This window comes from Arthrobacter sp. MPF02, from assembly GCF_046605375.1.
Taxonomy (GTDB): domain Bacteria; phylum Actinomycetota; class Actinomycetes; order Actinomycetales; family Micrococcaceae; genus Arthrobacter.
Window position 1 is genome coordinate 3,447,418 of record NZ_CP176772.1, and the last position, 21,143, is coordinate 3,468,560.

At 67.2% G+C, this 21,143-nt stretch carries 18 protein-coding genes and 1 pseudogene; 9 read left to right on the forward strand and 10 right to left on the reverse strand.

Annotation, left to right across the window (positions count from 1 at the left end; all coding sequences use genetic code 11):
• The first annotated feature begins 152 nt into the window (after nt 1–152).
• The 3 genes from ACLH0K_RS16355 to ACLH0K_RS16365 all read left to right on the forward strand — a co-directional run bounded on the left by ACLH0K_RS16355 (nt 153) and on the right by ACLH0K_RS16365 (nt 3,757).
• A complete protein-coding gene (locus ACLH0K_RS16355; protein WP_411374589.1) occupies nt 153–1,256 on the forward strand; it encodes a Gfo/Idh/MocA family protein in 1,104 nt (367 codons plus the stop codon).
• The gene (locus ACLH0K_RS16360) at nt 1,256–2,005 is read left to right on the forward strand and encodes a ThuA domain-containing protein (RefSeq protein WP_411374590.1); all 750 of its coding nucleotides are present in this window, start codon (nt 1,256–1,258) and stop codon (nt 2,003–2,005) included. Before ACLH0K_RS16355 ends, ACLH0K_RS16360 begins: the two co-directional genes overlap by 1 nt.
• A 66-nt stretch (nt 2,006–2,071) precedes the next feature.
• Nucleotides 2,072–3,757, forward strand: a complete 1,686-nt coding sequence (locus tag ACLH0K_RS16365) for an alkaline phosphatase D family protein (RefSeq protein ID WP_411374591.1) — start codon at nt 2,072–2,074, stop codon at nt 3,755–3,757.
• Here ACLH0K_RS16365 and ACLH0K_RS16370 read toward each other — a convergent pair.
• Both ACLH0K_RS16370 and ACLH0K_RS16375 read right to left on the reverse strand, forming a co-directional pair.
• Nucleotides 3,754–4,227, reverse strand: a complete 474-nt coding sequence (locus tag ACLH0K_RS16370) for a hypothetical protein (protein WP_411374592.1) — start codon at nt 4,225–4,227, stop codon at nt 3,754–3,756. The two genes, ACLH0K_RS16365 and ACLH0K_RS16370, sit on opposite strands and share 4 nt — an antisense overlap.
• Nucleotides 4,214–6,151 carry a primary-amine oxidase gene (locus ACLH0K_RS16375; protein WP_411374593.1) on the reverse strand — a complete coding sequence of 646 codons (1,938 nt, stop codon included), beginning with the start codon at nt 6,149–6,151 and terminating at the stop codon, nt 4,214–4,216. The genes ACLH0K_RS16370 and ACLH0K_RS16375 overlap by 14 nt, the downstream gene beginning before the upstream one ends.
• A gap of 123 nt (nt 6,152–6,274) precedes the next feature.
• Here ACLH0K_RS16375 and ACLH0K_RS16380 point away from each other — a divergent pair, with 123 nt between their 5' ends.
• The 4 genes from ACLH0K_RS16380 to ACLH0K_RS16395 all read left to right on the forward strand — a co-directional run bounded on the left by ACLH0K_RS16380 (nt 6,275) and on the right by ACLH0K_RS16395 (nt 9,834).
• Entirely contained in the window at nt 6,275–6,865 is a 591-nt protein-coding gene (locus ACLH0K_RS16380) for a TetR/AcrR family transcriptional regulator (protein WP_411374594.1), read from the forward strand.
• Between the two features lie 7 nt (nt 6,866–6,872).
• Nucleotides 6,873–7,970 carry a D-TA family PLP-dependent enzyme gene (locus ACLH0K_RS16385; protein WP_411374595.1) on the forward strand — a complete coding sequence of 366 codons (1,098 nt, stop codon included), beginning with the start codon at nt 6,873–6,875 and terminating at the stop codon, nt 7,968–7,970.
• A 128-nt stretch (nt 7,971–8,098) separates the two neighbouring features.
• Nucleotides 8,099–9,064, forward strand: coding sequence for a helix-turn-helix domain-containing protein (locus tag ACLH0K_RS16390; RefSeq protein WP_411374596.1), 966 nt, complete (start codon nt 8,099–8,101; stop codon nt 9,062–9,064).
• A gap of 140 nt (nt 9,065–9,204) precedes the next feature.
• Nucleotides 9,205–9,834, forward strand: coding sequence for an AmiS/UreI family transporter (locus ACLH0K_RS16395; protein ID WP_411374597.1), 630 nt, complete (start codon nt 9,205–9,207; stop codon nt 9,832–9,834).
• Here ACLH0K_RS16395 and ACLH0K_RS16400 read toward each other — a convergent pair.
• Complete coding sequence (locus ACLH0K_RS16400) at nt 9,831–11,306, reverse strand: APC family permease (protein ID WP_411374598.1); 1,476 nt, start codon at nt 11,304–11,306, stop codon at nt 9,831–9,833. The genes ACLH0K_RS16395 and ACLH0K_RS16400 overlap by 4 nt on opposite strands.
• Before the next feature lie 38 nt (nt 11,307–11,344).
• Here ACLH0K_RS16400 and ACLH0K_RS16405 point away from each other — a divergent pair, with 38 nt between their 5' ends.
• A complete protein-coding gene (locus ACLH0K_RS16405) occupies nt 11,345–11,506 on the forward strand; it encodes a hypothetical protein (RefSeq protein ID WP_411374599.1) in 162 nt (53 codons plus the stop codon).
• 98 nt (nt 11,507–11,604) lie between these two features.
• Here the strand turns inward: ACLH0K_RS16405 and purU are convergent, their stop codons facing one another.
• From purU to glyA, 7 genes and pseudogenes are all read right to left on the reverse strand, one after another.
• Nucleotides 11,605–12,501: a formyltetrahydrofolate deformylase gene (purU, locus tag ACLH0K_RS16410; protein ID WP_411374600.1), complete on the reverse strand. Its 897-nt coding sequence runs from the start codon at nt 12,499–12,501 to the stop codon at nt 11,605–11,607.
• A gap of 4 nt (nt 12,502–12,505) precedes the next feature.
• Nucleotides 12,506–13,879 carry an L-serine ammonia-lyase gene (locus ACLH0K_RS16415; protein ID WP_411374601.1) on the reverse strand — a complete coding sequence of 458 codons (1,374 nt, stop codon included), beginning with the start codon at nt 13,877–13,879 and terminating at the stop codon, nt 12,506–12,508.
• Nucleotides 13,879–14,529: a sarcosine oxidase subunit gamma gene (locus tag ACLH0K_RS16420; RefSeq protein WP_411374602.1), complete on the reverse strand. Its 651-nt coding sequence runs from the start codon at nt 14,527–14,529 to the stop codon at nt 13,879–13,881. Before ACLH0K_RS16420 ends, ACLH0K_RS16415 begins: the two co-directional genes overlap by 1 nt.
• A complete protein-coding gene (locus tag ACLH0K_RS16425; protein ID WP_411374603.1) occupies nt 14,522–17,464 on the reverse strand; it encodes a sarcosine oxidase subunit alpha family protein in 2,943 nt (980 codons plus the stop codon). Before ACLH0K_RS16425 ends, ACLH0K_RS16420 begins: the two co-directional genes overlap by 8 nt.
• Before the next feature lie 32 nt (nt 17,465–17,496).
• Nucleotides 17,497–17,766: pseudogene (locus ACLH0K_RS16430) on the reverse strand (sarcosine oxidase subunit delta); the annotation flags it as partial.
• Nucleotides 17,767–17,786: 20 nt separating this feature from the next.
• Nucleotides 17,787–19,007, reverse strand: coding sequence for a sarcosine oxidase subunit beta family protein (locus ACLH0K_RS16435; protein WP_411374604.1), 1,221 nt, complete (start codon nt 19,005–19,007; stop codon nt 17,787–17,789).
• Nucleotides 19,004–20,344 (reverse strand): serine hydroxymethyltransferase, encoded by a 1,341-nt coding sequence (glyA, locus tag ACLH0K_RS16440; RefSeq protein ID WP_411374605.1) that lies wholly within the window; start codon nt 20,342–20,344, stop codon nt 19,004–19,006. Before glyA ends, ACLH0K_RS16435 begins: the two co-directional genes overlap by 4 nt.
• A gap of 135 nt (nt 20,345–20,479) precedes the next feature.
• On the opposite strand from glyA, the gene ACLH0K_RS16445 reads away from it, so the two are divergent.
• Complete coding sequence (locus tag ACLH0K_RS16445; RefSeq protein WP_411376507.1) at nt 20,480–21,139, forward strand: GntR family transcriptional regulator; 660 nt, start codon at nt 20,480–20,482, stop codon at nt 21,137–21,139.
• Nucleotides 21,140–21,143: the final 4 nt, after the last annotated feature.

Sequence of the window (21,143 nt, forward strand, 5' to 3'; positions counted from 1 at the left end):
GTAGCCAAGCGTAGGTTTCCGCCGTCTGGCAGGCAGGTTAATTGGATGTTTCCGAAAGCCTTTGCCGCCCGGCGGTTCGTGGGCAGGCTGTGAGGGACGGGCATAAGCTGGGGAAAACCACGCACCGGAACGCCGCGGAAGGATTATCGGAAATGACAGAAGCGGGCGGACAGCAACTCCAGGAACTCAGGGTCGGCGTCGTCGGCATCGGCTGGGCGGGACAGCAGCACTTGAAGGCCTACGATGCCCTGGAAGGGGTCCGCATCGTTTCCCTGGCCGGGATGGAACAGGAACTCCGCGGCAAGCTGCAGGCCGAGTACTCGATTCCCAACGCCTTCTCCGACTGGTCCGAGATGCTGGAGCACGGCGGCCTGGATGCCGTCAGCGTGGCCGTGCCCACCTTCCTGCACGCCCCGATCGCCGTCGCGGCCCTGGAGCGCGGCCTGCACGTGCTGAGCGAAAAGCCCATCGCACGCAACGCGGCCGAAGGCCAAACCATGGTTGAGGCCGCCCGCAAGGCGGGCCGGGTGCTGGACGTTGCCTTCAACCACCGCCGCCGCGGCGACATCCAGGCGCTCAAGGGCGTGATTGACGACGGCGGGCTGGGCCGCCCGTACTACGCCAAGGCATCGTGGCTGCGCCGCTCCGGCATCCCCACGATCGGGAGCTGGTTCACCAACCCCGAGCTTGCGGGCGGGGGCCCCCTCGCCGATATCGGTGTCCACGCCCTCGACTACGCCCTGCACCTCCTCGGGGAACCCAAGATCCTGGCAGTCTCCGCCGCCACGCACTCCGAGCTGGGCCCGCAGGGGCGTGGCGGCGGAAGCCAGTATTCGGCGCTGCCGTCCAGCCATGCGTTCGAGGTGGAGGATTTTGCGTCCGCGTTCATGCGCCTTGAGGGCGGCGGAACGCTGCTGATCGAGGCCAGCTGGGCCACCTACCGCGAGACCGACGACCTTCTGGACTTCACTGTCTACGGCACGGACGGCGGCGCCGAGCTCAAAGTGCAGGGGGCGCCCTTCCCGCCCGTAGGCCAGCTCCGCGTGTTCACGGACAAGGACGGCGAATCCGCCGACTACGTCCCGCCGGTACTGCCGGGCCGGGCCCATGACGCGGTGGTGGAAGACTTCGTGACGGCAGTCCGGGGCGGAGAGCAGGTCTGGGCAGGGCATGACGGTTCCCTGGCGCTCTACCGCGCCCGGGTCATCGACGCGTGCTACCAGTCCGCGCGGGAGGAGAGGGAGGTCCGGCTCTAATGGACAACAAACTGAAGATCCTGGTGTGGAACGAAGGCGTCCACGAGGCCAACAACGAGCCGCCCCACATCGGCGAAATCTATCCCGACGGCATCCACGGCGCCATCGCCGCAGGCCTCCGCTCCCACTACCCGGAAGCGGAGATTACGACGGCGGTCCTCGCCACCGATGATGAGCACGGCCTGCACGAGGAGGTGCTGGCGGGGACGGACGTCCTGCTCTGGTGGGGACACAAGGCGCACCATGAGGTGAGTGACGCCGTCGTCGAACGGGTCCACCGGCACGTGCTCGGCGGCATGGGCCTCCTCGTGCTGCACTCAGGCCACTTCGCGAAGGTCTTCACGCGCCTCCTGGGCACCAGTTGCTCCCTTGCATGGCGGAACGAGGGTGAACGCGAACTCGTCTGGACCGTAAAGCCGTCACATCCGATCGCAGAGGGTGTGGACAGCCCCATTGTCATCCCGGAGCAGGAAATGTACGGGGAGCTGTTCGACATCCCCGACCCGGATGACCTCATCTTCATCAGCTCCTTCGCCGGCGGTGAAGTCTTCCGGTCCGGCGTCACCTTCACCCGCGGCAAGGGGCGGATCTTCTACTTCAGCCCCGGGGACCAGGAGTATCCGGTCTACCACCATCCGCAGATCCAGAGGGTCCTTGCCAATGGGGTCAAGTGGGCGGCGCAGCCCGGGCTCCAGCGTGCGGCTCCGGAGGTCACCAACCCATTTCGGGACTGGTTCGGGCAGGCCTAGGAGCGGTCCGCTTCAGTTGCGGGTTCCGCCATGGCGGTGAAGGTCCCGGGCGGGTACAACTGAGAGATGACTAACCCGGCGCTGGTGCTAGGTCCCATGATGCGGTTCGTGGATCGGACGGAGGCGAGCGTCTGGGTGGAAACCCGGGACACCGCCCTGGTAGCGGTGCAGGCCGGCGGCAGGGAGTGGCAGGCCTCCACCTTCGCCGTCCACGGGCACCATTACGCCCTGGTGGATGTGGACGGGCTGGAACCGGGAACGGTCACGCCGTACACAGTGACCATCGACGGCGTGAAGGTCTGGCCGGGGCAGGACACCAGCGGATTTCCGCCGTCCGCCATCGCGACGCTCAAACCCGGCAAACCCCTGCGCCTGGCGTACGGGTCCTGCCGCACCAGCGTCCCGCACGACGCAGCGGGCAACCGAAGCCACGGGGTGGATGCGCTGCGCTCCTTTGCGCTCGGCCAGGCCGGCGACGGCAGGCCCTGGCCGGACCAGGTGGTGTTCCTGGGTGACCAGGTCTATGCCGATGCCACCAGCAAGCAGATGCAGGAGTTCATCAAATCCCGCCGGGACATCGGTAAGCCTCCGGGCGGGGAACTCCAGGATTACGAGGAATACGCCCACCTCTACTACCTGGCCTGGTCTGACCCCGCGAACCGCTGGCTGCTCTCCACCCTTCCCAGCGCCATGATCTTCGACGACCATGACATCCGCGATGACTGGAACTCCTCCCGCAGCTGGCGGGAAGTGATGGCCGACAAGCCGTGGTGGCGCCGCCGGATCACGGCGGGCCTTGCGTCCTACTGGGTGTACCAGCACCTGGGCAACATGTCTCCGCAGGAGCGCCTGGCGGACCCCGTCTGGCAGAAAGCCGCTGCGCACCCGGACCGGGCGGAGCCCGACCTCACCCGGGACCTGGACGCGCTCGCGGAGCGGGCAGACCAGGACCCGGAGGCGTACCGGTGGAGCTTCTGCCGCGACTTCGGTGACACCCGGCTCATCGTGCTGGATTCCCGCGCCGCCCGGAACCTGGAACCGGACCACCGGGCACTGCTGGATGACCAGGAGCTGGCCTGGCTCGATGAGCGGATGTGCGGCGGCTTCCGGCACCTGCTGGTGGCCACGTCGCTGCCGTTCCTGCTTCCCATGGGCCTGCACCACCTGGAGTCCTGGGACGAGGCCGTCTCCGAAGGCGCGTGGGGGAAGCTTGCGGCGAAGGCCGGCGAGAAGCTGCGCCAGGCGTTTGACCTGGAGCACTGGGGAGCGTTCCAGAAGAGCTTCCAGCAGGTGGCCGCCATGGTGACGGAAGTGGCGGACGGCGCACGGGGGCCGGCACCGGAAACAGTGACGTTCCTTTCCGGCGACGTGCACTTCTCCTACGTGGCGGAGGTGGAACGGGCTTCGGGCAGCCGCGTCATCCAGGCAGTCTGCTCCCCCATCCGCAACCCCCTCCCGCGGCTCCTGCGCTCCTTTGGGGCGGTCATGTCCTACGGGTTCGCCGCGCCGGTGGGCGCAGCCGTGGCCCGCTCCGCGAAGGTCCAGGATCCGCCCTTCCACTGGTCCGGGATCAAGGGACCGTGGTTCGACAACAACCTCGCCATCCTGGAGGTGGTGCCGGAGGGGTTGAAGCTCTGGTGGGAGAAAGGGGTGGTGGAACGCGGCAGTCATGTTGATCCCCGGCTTGAGCGGGTTGCGGAAATTACCGTCGCGTCCCGAAAGGCCGGCCAACCCGCCAGAGAGCGGCGCTAGGCCGGCTCGGGCTGCTGCCGCCTGAGCCGCGCCACCAGGGTTGCGGCGAGCAATGCCGTCGCCAGTTCCGCCGCCATAACCAGCAGGAGCCAGGCGTGTTCGGACTGGCCGGCTGCATACGACGGCGGCGCCCCGCCATGGGCGTGTCCGGCGCCCCCCGCTTTGAACAGCATGGCCGCGTGCAGGGCGACCATCACCAGCGCGGCACCGGAGACCCGGTGCAGCGCCGCCACCCCGGCATGGCGCCATAGGTGCACCGTGCACGGCAGGCAGACGGCGGCGAGCGCCAGCATCAGGACGCCCGCCCAGAGCCCGTGGACTCCGGACGCTGCGAGCCACAGATGCAGTGCACAGGATCCGGCGGTAAGCAGGGCGCAGAGCCTGGCGTGCAGGACGGGACCGGACCGCCGGACCCGTCGCGCCGCCGTCGTACCTTCCCTGAAGTGCGCGGCGGGGCTAGTGGCAGCCACCGCTGGCACCCCCGGTGTGGCAGGCCGACGCCGTGTTCACGTTGGCGGGCACGTCCAAGACCGGGCTGCGGTCGAAGAAGCCTTCGGGACGGAGCTTGAAGCCCACGGTGTCCACGGGCATGATCGGCCAGTCCTCCACGCGGGGGAAGTGGGTGAGGCCGAAGGTGTGCCACACCACAATGTCCTGGCCGTCAATGTCCCTGTCCTGCGCCACGTAGGCGGGAAGGCCTGCCCCGCCGGAGTGCTGGTTGACGAAGTCGCCGGTGGGGTACCGCTCGCCCTCCGCATAGCGCGTGACCCAGAGATCCCTGGTGGCGAAGGCTGCCCGGGCGGCGATGGAAGAACCGGGATCGGCCTGGAGGGTGGGCTGGTTCTGGGAGTGGAGCTTGTAGCCCACGGGCTCACCGAGTCTGTTGCGTGACTCCGGGTTGGAGATGATCCAGGTCCGGCCGGCCCGGGCGTCGGCCTCGCGGACGGCTTCGGACTCCCTGGCCAGGACCGTGCGCTTGCGGCTGAAGGCGTTGCCGCGCTCGTTGCCCGGCCCCAACGCCTGGCGGACCACGTCTTCCTCCTCCACCCGGTTGGTGAACCCGTCGATGGCCATGTCCAGGCGGGCGCTGAACAGATGCTGGTGGAACGGGGCGCCCAGGCCGGGGGCAAGCTGGGAGATGTTGTCCGAGCCGCCCTCGGGGAACGCTGAGGTGAAGACGACGCCTGTGGCCTTGGCCTCGAACTCGATGGTGCCGTCAAGGTAGAGGTACCAGTAGAAGCCGTAGTCGTAGTTGCCGATCGTTGTGAAGAAGGAGATCACCAGGCGGCGGTTGCGGCGGGTGTAGTTGACGCCGCTCCACAGGTCGGAGTGCTTGGACAGGATGCCCCAGTCCTCCTCGTGCATGCAGATGCCGTTACGGATCTCGCGCGGATTGCCGAAGGCGTCGGCGATGACCGGGCTGAGGTAGGTGATGTCGCCCAGGCAGTCGCAGCCCAGTTCCAGCGAGTTGGCGTACTGGCCCACCAGGTACTCGCCGGTGTCGAAGTAGTTCTGCCAGGACCGGATGGGGGACGGGTCACCGTAGGGGACCACCATTTCGGCGATGGAGGCGCGGTTGATGATGGGCCGCCTCCGGTCCCCGTCACGGAATGCCAGGTTGTGCAGGACAACCCCTTCGCGGACATCGAAGCCGACGTCAACGCTCCACTTTTCCCACTCCACGTGGTTTCCCCCGGTGACCGTGAAGCTCGGCCCGTCCGGCTGGGTGATGTTGATGGGCTTCTGTGTGGTCCGCAGCGGGCCGGTGAGTTCCGGATCCGTGTAGTTGCCGTGCTCGGCGGGAACGGGCATGGGACCGAGGTCGATCACCTGCGTGACCTCCTTGTTCACCACGTCCACGTAGGCAACGAGCCCGTCCACCGGGTGTGCCCAGGCGCTGTCCTCCGGGAAGTCCTGGACAAAGGCCAGTCCGCGCAGGATCCGTCGGCCCTTTTCTTCCGGGTATTCGAAGACGCCGGCGGAGAGCGGTGCGACGCGCACTTTCCCGACCTCCAGGCCGCGGTCCGCCAGGGCCTTGAGCCAGCGGTCGTCCGCGGCGAGCAAGGCTTCCACGGCCTCGAACTCCTCCTCGAGGACCGGCAGTTCGCCGGTCACCGCGGTGTCCAATTCGACGGCGGATTCCACCTTCCCGTGTGTGACGGAGACGACGACATCCCGCGGCGCCGCCCCGGAGGCGTCGTGGATGAAGACGCGGAACCGTCGGCCCGCCCTGGCGGAATCGGTGCCGCGGCCAGGATCGAGGAGGCCCAGGTAGGCGATGCGGTGCTGCGGACCCAGCAAGCCTTGGGACTGCAGGATGGACCGCACCTCCAGGATCTCCGGCGCAGCTGCCAGGCGGAAGGCGGATGCGGTTTCAGTGGGTGCAAGAGTCATGGGAAACCTTTGATCGGACCGTTTCCGGTCACCGGGTTTTATTTTCTATAGTTGTAGAGAATAAACCTCCGTAACATGGCTCACAAGAGTCTGAGCGAAAGATTTCCGGGGAGTGTAGCGGCGGTGCCGAAGATAGTTGACCACGACGAGCGCCGCCTGGAGCTCGTAGATGCCACCTGGCGGATCATCGCCCGGCACGGCCTGGAAGGTGCCACCATGCGGGATATCGCCATGGAGGCGGGGTTCGCCAACGGCGCCCTGAAGCCTTACTTCCCCACCAAGGACACGCTCCTGGAATTCGCGTTCGGGCATGTGTTCAACCGGACCAACAAACGGATTGCGGACGTGACGCAGGGAAAGTCAGGCCTCGAAGCACTCCGGGCCTTCTGCCTGGAGGTGCTGCCCCTGGACGAGGAGCGGATCAACGAAGCGCGGATCGTAATCCCGTTCTGGCAGAAGGCGGTGAACGACCCCCGGAAGGCGGAGGTCCACCAGGAGTCCATGGATAAGTGGACAGCCGATATCCGGCGCTGCCTCGCAGAGGCGAGGGACAGCGGCGACGTGCGGGCCGGCGTCGACGACGCCGTCATTGCCGGACAACTCCTGAACATGCTGCTCGGGGCGCAGATCGAGGCAGCACTGGCGCCCGCCCGCCGCACCGGCTTCGGCCACGCGGCCCAGCTCGAGGGCTTCCTTGCCCTGCTGGCAAAGTGACTGTGCCATGACCGTCCCCTCCGGAGTGGACACTCCGGCTGTGCTCGTGGACCTGGACGTCCTGGACCGGAACATCACCCGCATGGCGGAAATTGCCAAAGCGAAGGGACTGGCCCTTCGCCCCCACGCCAAGACACACAAGATTCCGGAGATCGCGGCCCGCCAGCTGGCCGCGGGCGCCGCCGGGCTGACGGTGGCCACCATCGGCGAGGCGGAGGTCTTTGCCGCCGCCGGAGTGGCGGACCTCTTCATCGCCTACCCCTTGTGGCTGTCACCGGCGAAAGCCCTGCGGCTCGCCGCGCTCACGGAGAAGGCAGCTGTCACCGCGGGCGTGGACTCGGCGGAGGGGGCAGCCCGCCTGGGAGCATGCCTGGGTCCGGCAGCGGCCAGGGTGGGCGTCCTGGTGGAGATAGACAGCGGCCACCACCGCAGCGGCGTTGCGCCGGAGGCTGCCGCAACAGTGGCGCAGGCAGCGGCGGGCGCCGGCCTGAAGGTTGCAGGGGTCTTCACCTTTCCAGGCCACAGCTACGCTCCCGGCATGCCGGTGGAGGCGGCCTGGCAGGAGCAGGATGCACTGTCCCGCGCCGCGGGGTCCCTTGCGGCTGCCGGCTTCGAAGCTCCGGTGCGCAGCGGCGGTTCTACCCCTACCGCCCTGCTGACTGAAGGCTCCGCTGCCACCGAGATGCGGCCCGGCGTTTATGTCTTCGGGGACGCGCAGCAATGGGAGCTCGGCCGCTGTGCGCCGACGGATATCGCCCTGACGGTGGCGGCCACCGTGGTGAGCCGGCACGCCCCGGCGGCCGGTTCGCCGTCGCGCTTTATCCTCGATGCCGGAAGCAAGATCCTCGGCAGTGACCGCCCGGCTTGGGCGAGTGGTTTTGGCCGGCTGCTGGACCACCCTGACGCCCGGATTGCCGCCCTCTCCGAACACCACGCCACCATTGAATGGCCGGGCCCCGGCCCGATGCCGCGCGTGGGTGAACGGCTGCGGGTGGTCCCAAACCACGTCTGCCTTGCCGTCAACCTGGTGGACGACGTCGCCGTGGTCAGCGGCGGCGAACTCCTGGACCGGTGGATGGTGGCCGCCCGGGGCAGGAACCACTAAGCCCTCGACAGACCGAAACCATTTTTCGCCGGGTGTTGAAAATAACTTCCTTCGCGGACTAACCTGATGTAACTGTGTTCCAGGACACAGCCGGGGGGATGTCAGTTGACCAGTCGCCAGGAGCATCCATGCCAGCACCAGCCCGTCCTGCCGCACCGTCCGCAAAGCAACAGCTCACCTCCAAAGTTGCCACGTCCTTTGACCACTGGCGGCACCTGGTGGCCGAGTCCTTCGTGCCGCTGGGTGCGCAGACGGCGGACGTGGACGGTTTCCGCGGACAGATGCGCTCCCGCGTGCTGGACCGGATGTCCATCGTGGAAGTTACCGCCACATCCCATGAGGTCCACCGGACGCCGGCGCTGATTGCACAGGTGCACGAGCGGTATTTCAAGCTCAACCTGCAGCTGGAAGGCACCGGGCTGCTGGTCCAGGACAACCGCGAAGCAGTGCTCCGCCCCGGAGACCTCGCCATCTACGACACCAACCGCCCCTACACGCTCACTTTCGAGGAGCAGGCCCGGGTCATGGTCGTGATGTTTCCTTGCGATGCCCTGTCGCTGCCCACGGACTACGTGGGGCAACTCGCGGCCGTTCGGATGCAAGCCTCCGGACTCAGCGGGATCGTGGGACAGTTCATCCGCCAGTTGTCCGAAAAACTCGAAGTGTTGAACGGCCCCAGCGGATCCCGCCTGGCGGCCAACGCCCTGGACCTGGTGTCCACCATGCTCCACGCCGAAATGGACCTGACGCCGGACCGCATGAAGCCGCAGGCCCTCCTGGCCGTGTCCGTGCGCGAGTATATCGAGGCCAACCTGTCCGACCCCCTGCTGTCACCGGCCAGTATTGCCGCGGCCCACTTCATCTCGACCCGCCATTTGCACAACGTCTTCCATGAGTCCGGAACCACCGTGGCCGGCTTCATCCGCAGCCAGCGGCTGGACGGTGTCCGCCGCGACCTGAGGGATCCCCTGCACGCCGGGAAGTCCGTGGGCGCTGTGGCCGCCAACTGGGGCTTCCTTGACGCCGCCCACTTCAGCCGCACATTCAAGGACGCCTTCGGCGTCTCGCCGTCGGACTGGCGACGCGGGGGCTAGGCCGGCTGCACCAACTATCCGAATGTGACCGCCGCGCGGCCCGCAGCCATTCAGCCTTCCGCTAATGTCCGTCTTGTGACAACTATTTTCCATATAACGAAAAGCGGCACCAGCGTTCCGGATACCTTTGAGGTGTCCTGATGGCGTACCTCTGCCTCCTCCTGTCGGGTGCGGCATTGCTGGTCAACGGCCTGGCCACCCTTGGGCGCCTGCCCCGCCGCGATGCCGCCGTCCTCAGCCTGGCGGTCGGAGGCACCCAGCTGGTGCTCGGCGTCGTACATTCGGCCTCAACTGCGGAGGCGCCGCTGACCGCGGCCGGAATCTTCCTGTTCGGCCTGACCTACGTCTACGCAGGGCTGGATGTCGTTTTGGGCCTGGGCTCGAAAGGCCTGGGCTGGTTTTGCGGCATGGTGGCCTTTGTTGGGCTGCTGCTGGCTGCCGCCTGGCTTGGCGCCGATCCCCTGCTGGCGGTGCTGTGGCTTGCCTGGGCAGCGCTGTGGGGCCTGCTGTTCGCTTCCTCGGCCCTGGGCCGGACGAACCTGGATCTGTTCACCGGCTGGGCGCTGGTGCTGGCGAGCCAGACCACTGCCACCGTTCCCGCCTTTTTGGGCCTTGCAGGAGCATGGCCCTTGGGCCCGCAGGCGGCCGTTGTGGCAGCGGTTTTCCTGGCCGCCGTCTTTGTCGCCGCACGCGGACTGGCCCGGCGGGGAGCAGGAACTCCACGCCGGGCCAGTGAGGTCGGCTCAGGTGCAGGGGCCGGCCCGGGCTAGCCGGCCGGGTGCCCCAGGCTCGCTGCGCTGCACCGGCGCTGCACCCGCGCCTCCACCAGCATGCCGGCTGCGAACACCACGGGAACGGCCGCCAGCAGCATGCCCGCCGTCTCGGCGCTGCCGCCGATCAGCGCCGTGAAGTTGCTGACCACCAGGATCAGGATCCAGCCCAGCAGCAGGGCAGCGAGTGCCGGCGCAACCAGCGTCTGCCACAGCGGGGCGTTGCCGCGTACCTGCCGGAAGAAACCGACGACGGCGGCCGAACAGAGCATGTACAGCACCAGCAGCGCCGCGACGGCGAGCCCGCTGAACCATGAGAACAGCGTCAGGACAGGATCGAGCGCCAGGACGGCGAACGGCGCCACCAGGACGACGGCGGCCGCCGTCTGGATCCAGGCGGCCACGGCAGGGGCGCTGTGCCGGTTGGTCCGGGCAACGATGGCGGGCATGGAACCTTGCAGGGCAAGGGAGTGCAGGTACCGGTTGATGCCGTTGTGGAAGGCGATGATGCCCGCAAGCAGCGAGGTGACCAGCAGGATGCCGGTGACTGTGCCGGCCCAGGGACCGAAGAGTTCCACCATGGGTCCGAGGACGAAGGAGGTGGCGTCCCCCGACTCCAGGGCTGCCCCTGCTGCTTCCGCCACCCGGGACGGGCCGTAGTAGCTGACGAGCATCCACGAGATGAAGGAAAAGAAGACGGCAATGACGCCCACGGACAGGTAGGTTGCGCGTGCCACCGTGCGGTGTGGATCCTTGGCCTCAGCGGAATAGATGGCGGTGGATTCGAAGCCGAACATGGACGCGACGGCGAACATGATGGCCACGCCTGGCGCACCGGCGGCAATGGCCTCCGGCGAGAAGGATGCCGCGATGCTCAGGCCCTCCGGACCGCCGCCGCTGAACAGCACGCTGAAACCGAACAGCAGCAGCACCGCCACCTCCAGTCCCACCAGCAGGGCGAGGACGCGGGCGCCCAGTTCGATGTTCATGGAACCAAGGACCTGGACTCCGGCCATGGTGGCAAGGGACAGCAGCCACCATGGCACGTCCAGGCCGATCGAGGCCAGCAGTCCGGAAAAAGCCGCACCATACAGGCCGTACATGGCGGCCTGTACGGTGTTGTAGGCGAGCAGGGCCAGCCAGGCCGCACCGGCGCCGGTTTTCCTGCCAAATGCTGCAGTCACGTAGGCATAAAAGGCGCCGTTCGCCTGGACATTGCGGCTCATGGCCACGAAACCCACCGCGAAGATGACGATAACGATGCCAACGATCAGGTAAGCGCCCGGGGCGCCGGCACCATTGCCCAGCGCGGCGGCGAGCGGTGAGGCGCCCACGATCCCCGTCAGGGGCGCCTGCGCCGACAGGACAAAAAACAGAATGCCCATTACGCCGATGCTGCCCGCCCTGAGGGCGGTTGAATGCTCCTTGGCCGGAGCGTCGACGGTCCGGGATCCGGAATTCGAAATACTCATTCGATCCTTCTTAGCGGTCATGAGTGGGGGGAAATATTGTGGAATTCAGCTTGGCAAAGGACTCCCCCGGCCCTTTGTCCGGCAGCGATCAGTTGTTGTCCGTCAGCGCAGGGCCGGCTGCCGGCGCCGCCACGGCGCCGGAAGTGCACCAGGTTGTGGTCCTGCGCCGGGACGGAGCGGACACGGGCACCGGCACGTAACCCCTGCCGCCGTCGTCATACAAAGGACATGCAAAAGCGCGGCCGCCCACCCTGAGGGGTGGGCGGCCGCGCCCTTGTTCTTCAGTTATCCGCTGCTGCTACCGGAGCACCACGGTGCGGTTGCCCTGCAGGATCACGCGGCCCTCGCAATGCCAGCGCACGGCGTTGGACAGGGCCTTGCATTCGGTGTCGCGGCCGGCGGCCACCAGGTCTTCCGGCCCGAAAGTGTGGTCCACCTCCACCACCTGCTGGGCGATGATGGGTCCCTCGTCCAGTTCGGCGTTGACGTAGTGGGCGGTGGCGCCGACGGTCTTGACCCCGCGGGCGTAGGCCTGGTGGTACGGCTTGGCGCCCTTGAAGCTGGGCAGGAACGAGTGGTGGATGTTGATGGCGCGCCCGTCCAGCTTGCGGGTCAGCTCGTCACTGAGGACCTGCATGTAGCGGGCCAGGACCACCAGCTCCACGTCCAGCCCGTCCACCAGCTCCATCAGCCTGGCCTCGGCTTCAGGCTTGGTGTCTGCGGTGACCGGAATGTGGTGGAACGGGATCCCGTGCCATTCGACCAGCCCGCGGTGGTCCTGGTGGTTGGACACCACGGCCACCACCTCAACCGGAAGTTCACCGATCCTGGCGCGGAACAGCAGGTCGTTCAGGCAGTGGCCGAACTTGGACACCATGATCAGCACTTTGCGCTTTGATCCCTGCCTCTCCAGCTGCCACCGCATGCCGAACTTGTCGGCGACGGGGGCGAAGGAGCTCCGCAGCGTGTCCAGCGTGGATTCGTTCCCTTCCGAGACGAAGTGCACCCGCATAAAGAAGTGCCCCTCTGCGCGGTCACCGAACTGCTTGTTGTCGATGATGTCGCAGCCGTTCTCCAGCAGGAAGCCGGAGACGGCGTGGACGATGCCCGGACCTTCGGGGCAGTCGAGCGTAAGGACGTGCTCCACCGTGGTGGGCACTTTGGTACCGGCAATATCGGTTTCAGTCACAGTCATGGCTTCAGCACTCGATCACATTCACGGCGAGTCCTCCTCGGGAGGTTTCCTTGTACTTGGTTTTCATGTCGGCTCCGGTATCGCGCATGGTCTTGATCGCCTTGTCCAGCGAGACCTTGTGGCTACCGTCCCCGTGCAGCGCCAGCCGTGCTGCGTTGATCGCCTTGACGCTGGCAATGGCATTCCGCTCGATGCAGGGAATCTGCACCAGCCCGCCCACCGGATCGCAGGTAAGGCCGAGGTTGTGCTCGATCCCCACCTCCGCGGCGTTCTCCACCTGCGCGGGGGTTCCGCCCAGGACTTCGCAAAGCCCGGCCGCGGCCATCGAGCAGGCCGAGCCGACCTCGCCCTGGCAGCCCACCTCGGCACCGGAAATGGAGGCGTTGGTTTTGAACAGGATCCCGACGGCGGCCGCCGCCAGGAGGAAACGGACCACGCCGTCGTCGTCCGCTCCTGGAACAAACTTCATGTAGTAGTGCAGGACGGCGGGGACGATGCCCGCTGCGCCGTTGGTGGGCGCTGTGACGATCCGGCCGCCCGCGGCGTTTTCCTCGTTGACGGCAAGGGCGAACAGGTTCACCCATTCCATCGCGCGGAGCGCATCGGTGCTGCCCGAGTCCTGCGACAGGGTTTTGTAGAGCTGCGGCGCCCGGCGCGGAACCTTCAGCCCGCCCGGCAGGATCCCCTCGGCGTTGCAGCCGTTCTGCACGCATTCACGCATGACGTCCCACAAGTCCAACAGCTTCTCCCGGAGTTCGGCTTCGCTGCGCCACACCAGCTCGTTGGCAAGCATCACGTCCGAAATGGACATGTTTTCCCTGCGGCAGATCTCCAGCAGCTCGTCTCCGGTGGAGAAGGGGTACGGCTGCACGGTGGTGTCCGCCACCACCTTGTCCGCGCCCGCGGCGTCGCCGTCAACCACGAAGCCGCCCCCAATTGAATAGAAGCTTCGCTCGCTGAGGACGGCCCCGGAGTGGTCGAAGGCCCGGAAGGTCATTCCGTTCGGGTGGGCGGGAAGGGACTTGCGGCGGTGGAGGACCACGTCCTCTTCCCAGTTGAAGTCCACCCTGTGCGTACCCGCGATGTGCAGCTCGGCGTCCAGCGCGGCAGCGGCCACTTGGTCATCCGCGGTGAACGTGTTCACCGTCTCCGGTTCCAGGCCCTGCAAGCCCAGGACCACAGCCTTGTCCGACCCGTGGCCGCGCCCGGTGGCGCCGAGCGAACCGAACAATTCCGACTGGACGCGGGCGGTGGAGCTCAGCTGCCCGTCCGCCTTCAGGCCGTCGGCGAACTGCTTGGCCGCCCGCATCGGGCCCACCGTGTGTGACGACGAGGGCCCGATGCCAACGGAAAACAGGTCAAGGACGCTGAGCGCCATCAGGGAACCTCGGGTGAGGCGTACTCCCGCATGGCGTCCAGGAGCCAGCGGCCCAGGAATTCGGCGAAGGATGCCCGGGGGAAGATCCGGAAGGATTCCTCCCCCGTCTTCCACAGGATCACCGGAATGTTGGCAACCTCGGTGGAGTAGGCGGTGCCGGCCTTGAGCACCCGGGGGTGCAGGTCCAGCGAGCAGCCCTTCTCCAGAACCGCCCGGGCACGCGGACCGGTCAGCTCGAAGGTGGTGCGGTTGGCGGAGAGGTCCACCACCTGGCCCTGGCCGTCCGCCAGTGCGGACTGGAGGGCCTGGATCAGGTCGCCGCCTAGGGATTCGTGCGCCTCCGTTGGAGCCACCACCAGGAACTCGCCGGGCCCCAGCCACAGGACCGTGGTGTGGCCGTTGGTGACGGTTCCGCCGCAGTGTGCCGGCAGTCCGCCGGTGACCGCCGCGAGCCGCTGTGCCGTCTCGGAACCGGCCTGGGCCCGGAGCCCCACCAGGGTGAGGAAGGGCACCTCGGCCAGTTCAACCGTGCCTGCCAGGGAACCTGAAGCGAACGCTTCCGCCAGCTGCCGTGCCGGGCTGGTTCGGACGGCCAGGTTCTGGGCTGCGAGGTTCTTCTCGGAGGTCGGGGATGCTGCTGTCTCAGCCATCTTTACGGGTCCCTTCGGGGTCAAAAAGCACTGTTTCTGCCACAACGACGTCCACCAGCTGGTCGCCGGCGGCTGCCACCAATGTTTCGCCGATGCGGTTGCGGCCGTTCTTGATCAGGGCCAGGCCAAAGGACCGGCCCAGTGCGGCGCTGTGGTAGCTGGAGGTGACGAAGCCCTCCATCGGGACCGGCCCGTAAGCCGGGTTGGTGGAGCGGCCCTTTTCCACCAGCTGGGTACCTTCGGGCAGCCGCAGCGTGCCGTCGACCGGAAGGACGCTGACCAGGTGCTTGCGGTCCTCGCGCTGCGCGTCCACCCGGGAGTAGGAGCGCTTGCCGATGAAGTCTTTGGCCTTGGAGACGATCCATTCCATGCCGGCGTCCTGCGGGGTGACCGTGCCGTCCGTGTCCTGGCCGACGATCGGGTAGCCTTTCTCGGCGCGCAGGACGTGCATGGTTTCGGTGCCGTACGGCGTGATGTTGAACTCCGCACCGGCAGCCGCCACGGCTTCCCAGGTGTTGAGCCCGTACCAGGTGGGCACGTTGATCTCGTAGGCGAGTTCACCGGAGAAGGAAATCCGGCAGATCCGGGCGCGGACACCGGAGGCGAGGATGGTTTCCCGGAACGTCATGAACGGGAACGTCTCGGCCTCCAGGCCGCCGTTGGCAGCCAGTTCCGGTGCCACCTTGGCGATGACCTCGCGGGACTTCGGCCCCACCACTGCAATGGTGCTCCACTGCTCAGTCACCGAGGTGCAGTGCACGTCCAGTTCCGGCCATTCGGTCTGCAGCCATTCCTCGAGCCAGTCCAGGACCTTGGCGGCGCCGCCGGTGGTGGTGGTCATGAAGTAGCGGTCCTCGTCGAGGCGGAGCGTGACGCCGTCGTCGAAGATCATGCCGTCCGGCGTGCACATGACGCCGTAGCGGGCGGATCCCGGGGCGAGCTTCTTGAAGGCGTTGGTGTAGACGCGGTTCAGGAACTCCCCCGCGTCCTTGCCGCGGATCTCGATTTTGCCCAGGGTGGTGGCGTCCATGAAGCCCACGGACTCCCGGACTGCGGCGCACTCGCGCAGCACCGCGGCGTCCATGTCCTCCCCGGCCTGCGGGTAGTACCAGGGGCGCTTCCACTGTCCAACATCCTCGAACAGGGCTCCCTTGGCCACGTGCCAGGGATGGATTGAAGTGACGCGGGCGGGGTCGAACAGCTCGCCGCGCTGGCGTCCGGCCAGGGCTGCGAAAGCAACCGGGGTGAACGGCGCCCGGTAGGTGGTGGTGCCAATCTCGCCGATGCCGCGCGAGGCTTCGCCGGCCTGGCGGAGTGCCGCCGCGATCACGCCGATGGCGTTGACGCCGGAGGTCTTGCCCTGGTCGTTGGCGGTGCTGATGGAGGTGTAGCGCTTCACGTGCTCCACGGAACGCATGCCGGCCCCGGTGGAACGGAGCACGTCCGCCACGGACTGGTCACGCTGGAAGTCCACGAAGTGGTGGTGCCAGTCGTCCGGGGTTCCGTTCTCACCCGGCACCAGCCACAGCTGGCGGGTGGGGGCGGAGGCCTTCGGCTCGCCGATCGGGGATGCCTCGACGGCGGAGCTAAAGCCCGCGGCGGTGGCTGCGGTGACGCCGGCGGAAATGCCTTCGCGGACGCAGTCCGCGGTGGCGAAGGAACCGCGGCCGGAACCGACGATCTGCTGGTTGGGGACCTCGGTGGCGGGCACGAAGGCGGCCAGCCCGTCATCCCAGCGCAGCTTGCCCTGGCGCTGGGAGTGCAGGTGGACCAGCGGGCTCCAGCCGCCGGAGACTGCCAGCAGGTCCGCGGCGATCTGCTCGATGCCTGAGGTGAGCTCGCCGTCGTCGTTGATGCTGCGGACGGTGACGCCGTCCAGTCGGCCCGTTCCGTCAGCGGAGGTGTTGGCCACTGCGCTGCCGATCAGCACGCGGGTGCCGGCTTCAACGGCGGCGGCTGCGGCCTCCGTCATCTGGGACCGGGCGTCCACGACGGCGGCGATCTTGACGCCCGCTGCGCGGAGGTCGGCGGCGAGGGCGTAGGCGCTGTCGTTGGTGGTGCTGATGACCACGCGCTTGCCCGGGGCCACGGCGTAGCGGTTCAGGTAGCTCCGGACTGCGGACGCAAGCATGATGCCGGGACGGTCGTTGTTTTCGAATACCAGCGGACGCTCGTGGGCGCCCGGGGCCAGGACCACCTGGTTGGCACGGATGTGCCAAATCCGCTGCCGCGAGACACCGGGGGCGGCGGGGCTGGAGAGGTGGTCGGTCCGATTCTGGACGGCGATGACGTAGTTGGCGTCGTAGGCGCCGAAGGCGGTGGTCCGGTTGAGCACGGTAGATTCCGCACCGGACACCAGCTCGGCTTCCACATCGGCAACCCACTCCAGCGCGGGCTTGCCCTCGATGGTCTCGGCCAGCTCCGGCGAGGTGGAGCCGGAGAGCAGTGAGCCGCCCAGTTCGGGCTGGTCGTCGAGCAGCATGACGCGGGCGCCGGTGCGGACGGCCTCACGGGCCGCGGCCAGGCCGGCAGGGCCGCCGCCGATCACCAGGACGTCGGTGTGGACGTACTTCTTGTCGTACTCGGCGCGGTCTTCCTCCGGGTCCAGCCGGCCCAGGCCGCTGAGCAGTTCTGCCTTCAGGCCGTCCACCAGGGAAACGGTGGTGGCAGGAAGCATGGATTCAGCCACGTGGCCGGGGAAGCGGGCAGCCACCTTCACCAGGGCGTTGGGTTCCTCCACGCCGGCCGCCAGGACGCCGCGGGGCCGGTCCTCGTACAGGGAGTTTCCGACGGCGACGCGTCCGTTGGCGAGCAGTGCCGAGGCAAGCGTGTCCCCCGGGTGTCCGGTGAATTCCTCGCCGTCGACGGTGAAACGCCAGGAGATGGTGCGGTCGATGCGGCCGCCGGTGCTGAGGCGGGCGTTCTGGGAAGTCACTTGGCTGCTCCTTCCGGGGCGGCAGGGGTGGTGTCGGGGCGGGGTGTGCCCATCGGGTAGACGGCCTTGATGTCGTAGCTCACGGTGTCCCGGAGCATGTTGAACCACTGCCGGCAGCCGGTGCTGTGGACCCAGCGCTCGGCGAAGGTGCCCTTGGTGTTCGCGCGGTAGAAGAGGTACCGGGACCACTCGACGTCGTTCAGTTCGTTCGGGTTTTCGGGGTATGCCACGTGGGCCTGGCCGCCGTAGTGGAATTCGGTTTCATCCCGGGGGCCGCAGTTGGGGCAAGAGATCAGCAGCATGTGCGTTGTCTTTCTCGAAGCTAGTGGGCCACGGCGGCGGCGCCGTGTTCGTCGATGAGGGCGCCGGTTTCGAAGCGCTCCAGGGAGAACGGTGCGTTCAGCTTGTGCGGCGCTCCGGTGGCGATGGTGTGCGCGAAGGTCATGCCGGCGGCGGGGGTTCCCTTGAACCCGCCGGTGCCCCAGCCGCAGTTCACGAACATGTTCTCCACCGGGGTGGTGCCCACGATCGGCGATGCGTCCAGCGTCGTGTCCACGATGCCGCCCCAGGTCCGGAGCACGTGGGCCCGGGCGAAGATGGGGAAGAGCTCGACGGCGGCGGCCATCTGCTCCTCGATCACGTGGAAGGAACCGCGCTGGCCGTAGCCGTTGTAGGAGTCGATGCCCGCGCCCATGACCAGTTCGCCCTTGTGCGCCTGGGAGACGTACACATGCACGTGGTTGGACATAACCACGGTGGGGTGGACCGGCTCGTGCAGTTCGGAAACCAGGGCCTGCAGCGGGTGGGACTGGATGGGCAGCTGGAAGCCGGCCATTTCGGCCAGGACGGAGCTGTGGCCGGCGGCGCACAGGCCCACCTTTTCGGTGTTGATGGTGCCGCGGGTGGTCTTGACGCCCACCACGCGGTCGCCGTCCTTGAGGAAGCCGGTGACTTCGCAGTTCTGGATGATGTCCACGCCCATCTCGTCGCACTTGCGGGCGAAGGCCCAGGCCACGTGGTCGTGCTTGGCGATGCCTGCACGGGGCTGGTAGGTGGCGCCCATGACGGGGTAGCGGATGTTGTCGCTGACGTTCAGGACGGGGCAGAGTTCCTTGACCTGCTGCGGGTCCAGCCACTCGGCGTCCACGCCGTTGAGCTTGTTGGCACCCACGCGGCGCATGCTTTCGCGTACGTCGCCCAGGGTGTGGGCCAGGTTCATCACGCCGCGCTGGCTGAAGAGGAAGTCGTACTCGAGCTCCTCCGGCAGGATTTCCCAGAGCTTGAGGGCGTGCTCGTAAATGGCCGCGCTCTCGTCCCAGAGGTAATTGGAGCGGATGATCGTGGTGTTCCGTGCCATGTTGCCGCCGGCCAGCCAGCCCTTTTCCAGGACGGCGATGTTGGTCATGCCGTGGTTCTTCGCGAGGAAGTATGCCGTGGCGAGGCCGTGCCCGCCGCCGCCCACAACCACAGCGTCGTAGGAGGACTTGGGCTCAGGGTTCCGCCAGAGGAAGTCCGGGTGCTCAGGAAGGTGGGGGGCGCTCACTGGGCTGCTCCAATCAGGTCTGCTTCGGCACCGGCCAGTGCGGCTTCGGCGTTGAGGTGCGGGTACAGCGGGAATTTCTCCGCCAGGGCCGTGACGCGTGCGCGGAGTTCGACGGCGGTGTCCCCGGGCAGGGTGCCGGTGCCGGCGGAGGCGATCAGGGCCTTGGCGATGATGTCCGCGACCTCGGTGAATTCGGCGGCGCCGAAGCCGCGGGCGGCCAGGGCGGGGGTGCCGATGCGCAGGCCGGAGGAAACCATCGGCGGGCGCGGGTCGAACGGGACGGCGTTGCGGTTCACCGTGATGCCGATCTGGTGGAGTGCGTCTTCGCCCTGCTGGCCGTCCAGTTCCGAGTTGCGGAGGTCAACCAGGACGAGGTGCACGTCGGTGCCTCCGTTGACCACGGAGATACCGGCAGCGGCCACGTCTTCCTGGAGCAGGCGCTGTGCCACCAGCTGGGCGCCCTCCAGGACGCGTTCCTGGCGCTCCTTGAACTCAGGGGCGGCGGCCAGCTTGAAGGCCACGGCCTTGGCGGCGACAACGTGCTCCAGCGGCCCGCCCTGCTGGCCGGGGAAGACTGCGCTGTTGATCTTCTTGGCGTACTCCTCCTTGGCGAGGATGACGCCGCCGCGGGGGCCGCCCAGGGTCTTGTGCGTGGTGGTGGTGACTACGTCCGCGTAGGGGACGGGGTTCGGGTGCAGGCCGGCTGCAACGAGGCCGGCGAAGTGGGCCATGTCCACCATCAGGTAGGCGCCGACCAGGTCGGCGATCCGGCGGAATTCGGCGAAGTCCAGCTGGCGGGAGTAGGCGGACCAGCCGGCCACGATCAGCTTCGGCTTGTGCTCCAGGGCCAGGGCTTCCACCTCTGCCATGTCGATGCGGAGGTCCTCCTCGCGGACGTGGTAGGGCACCACGTTATAGAGCTTGCCGGAGAAGTTGATCTTCATGCCGTGGGTCAGGTGGCCGCCGTGGGCGAGGGAGAGTCCGAGGATGGTGTCGCCCGGGTTCAGCAGGGCGAACATGGCTGCGGCGTTGGCCTGGGCGCCGGAGTGCGGCTGGACGTTGGCGAACTCGGCGCCGAACAGGGCCTTGACGCGGTCGATGGCGAGCTGTTCGATGACGTCCACGTGCTCGCAGCCACCGTAGTAGCGCTTTCCGGGGTAGCCCTCGGCGTACTTGTTGGTCAGGACCGAGCCCTGCGCCTCCATGACCGATGCCGGAGCGAAGTTCTCCGAGGCGATCATCTCGAGGGTGGACTGCTGCCGCTCCAGCTCCTTTGCTACGGCGGCAGCGACGTCGGAGTCCACCTGGGCGAGCGAGGCGTTCAGTACGTTCTGCATGTTTCTCCTTTAGTGCCCTTGAAAATTACTGACCCACAACTGATCTGTAACTGATATATTAGAACTAACGCCATAGTATGTTTCACATCACAGCAGAGTCAATACCAAAGTAGGGGAGAGCCTGGAATGAGCCTGATGCTTGACAACCAGCTGACTGCCGGGGGCGAGATTTCGCTCGCGGAGCAGGCCTACCGGCACCTCCGTGACAAGCTGATCATGCTGGACATCCGGCCCGGCGAGGCCATCAATGACGGCAAGCTGGCCGCGGAAATGGGGATAGGGCGGACCCCTGTCCGGGAAGCGCTCAAGCGCTTGGAAAGCGACCACCTTGTGGTGTCCTACCCGCGCCGCGGAACCTTCGCCACCATCGTGGACATCACCGAACTGGCCGACGTCTCAGAACTCCGCGAGACCCTTGAACCGCTCGCCGCACGGCGTGCCGCCAAGGCTGCAACGCCCGCCATCCGCGAGGAGCTGCGGGAAACCGCGGCGGCGATCGCCATGATGGACGCCACGGACGATCCCTACGCGCTCATGCGGTACGACATGAAGGTCCACCGCCTGATCTACCGTGCGGCGGGGAACGCCCACCTGGAGGACGTCTTGATCCGCTACGACAACCTCGCCACCCGCATTTGGTGCATGGTGCTGGAGAAGGTGCCGTCAGTGGCCGGGCATATCTCGGAGCACATCGAACTGCTGCAGGCGATCGCGGACGGGGACTCCGAGCGCGCCGGCAAGCTCGCCTTCGACCATGTCTCCAGCTTCGAAGAAGCCATCCGCAGCGTGCTCTGACGCT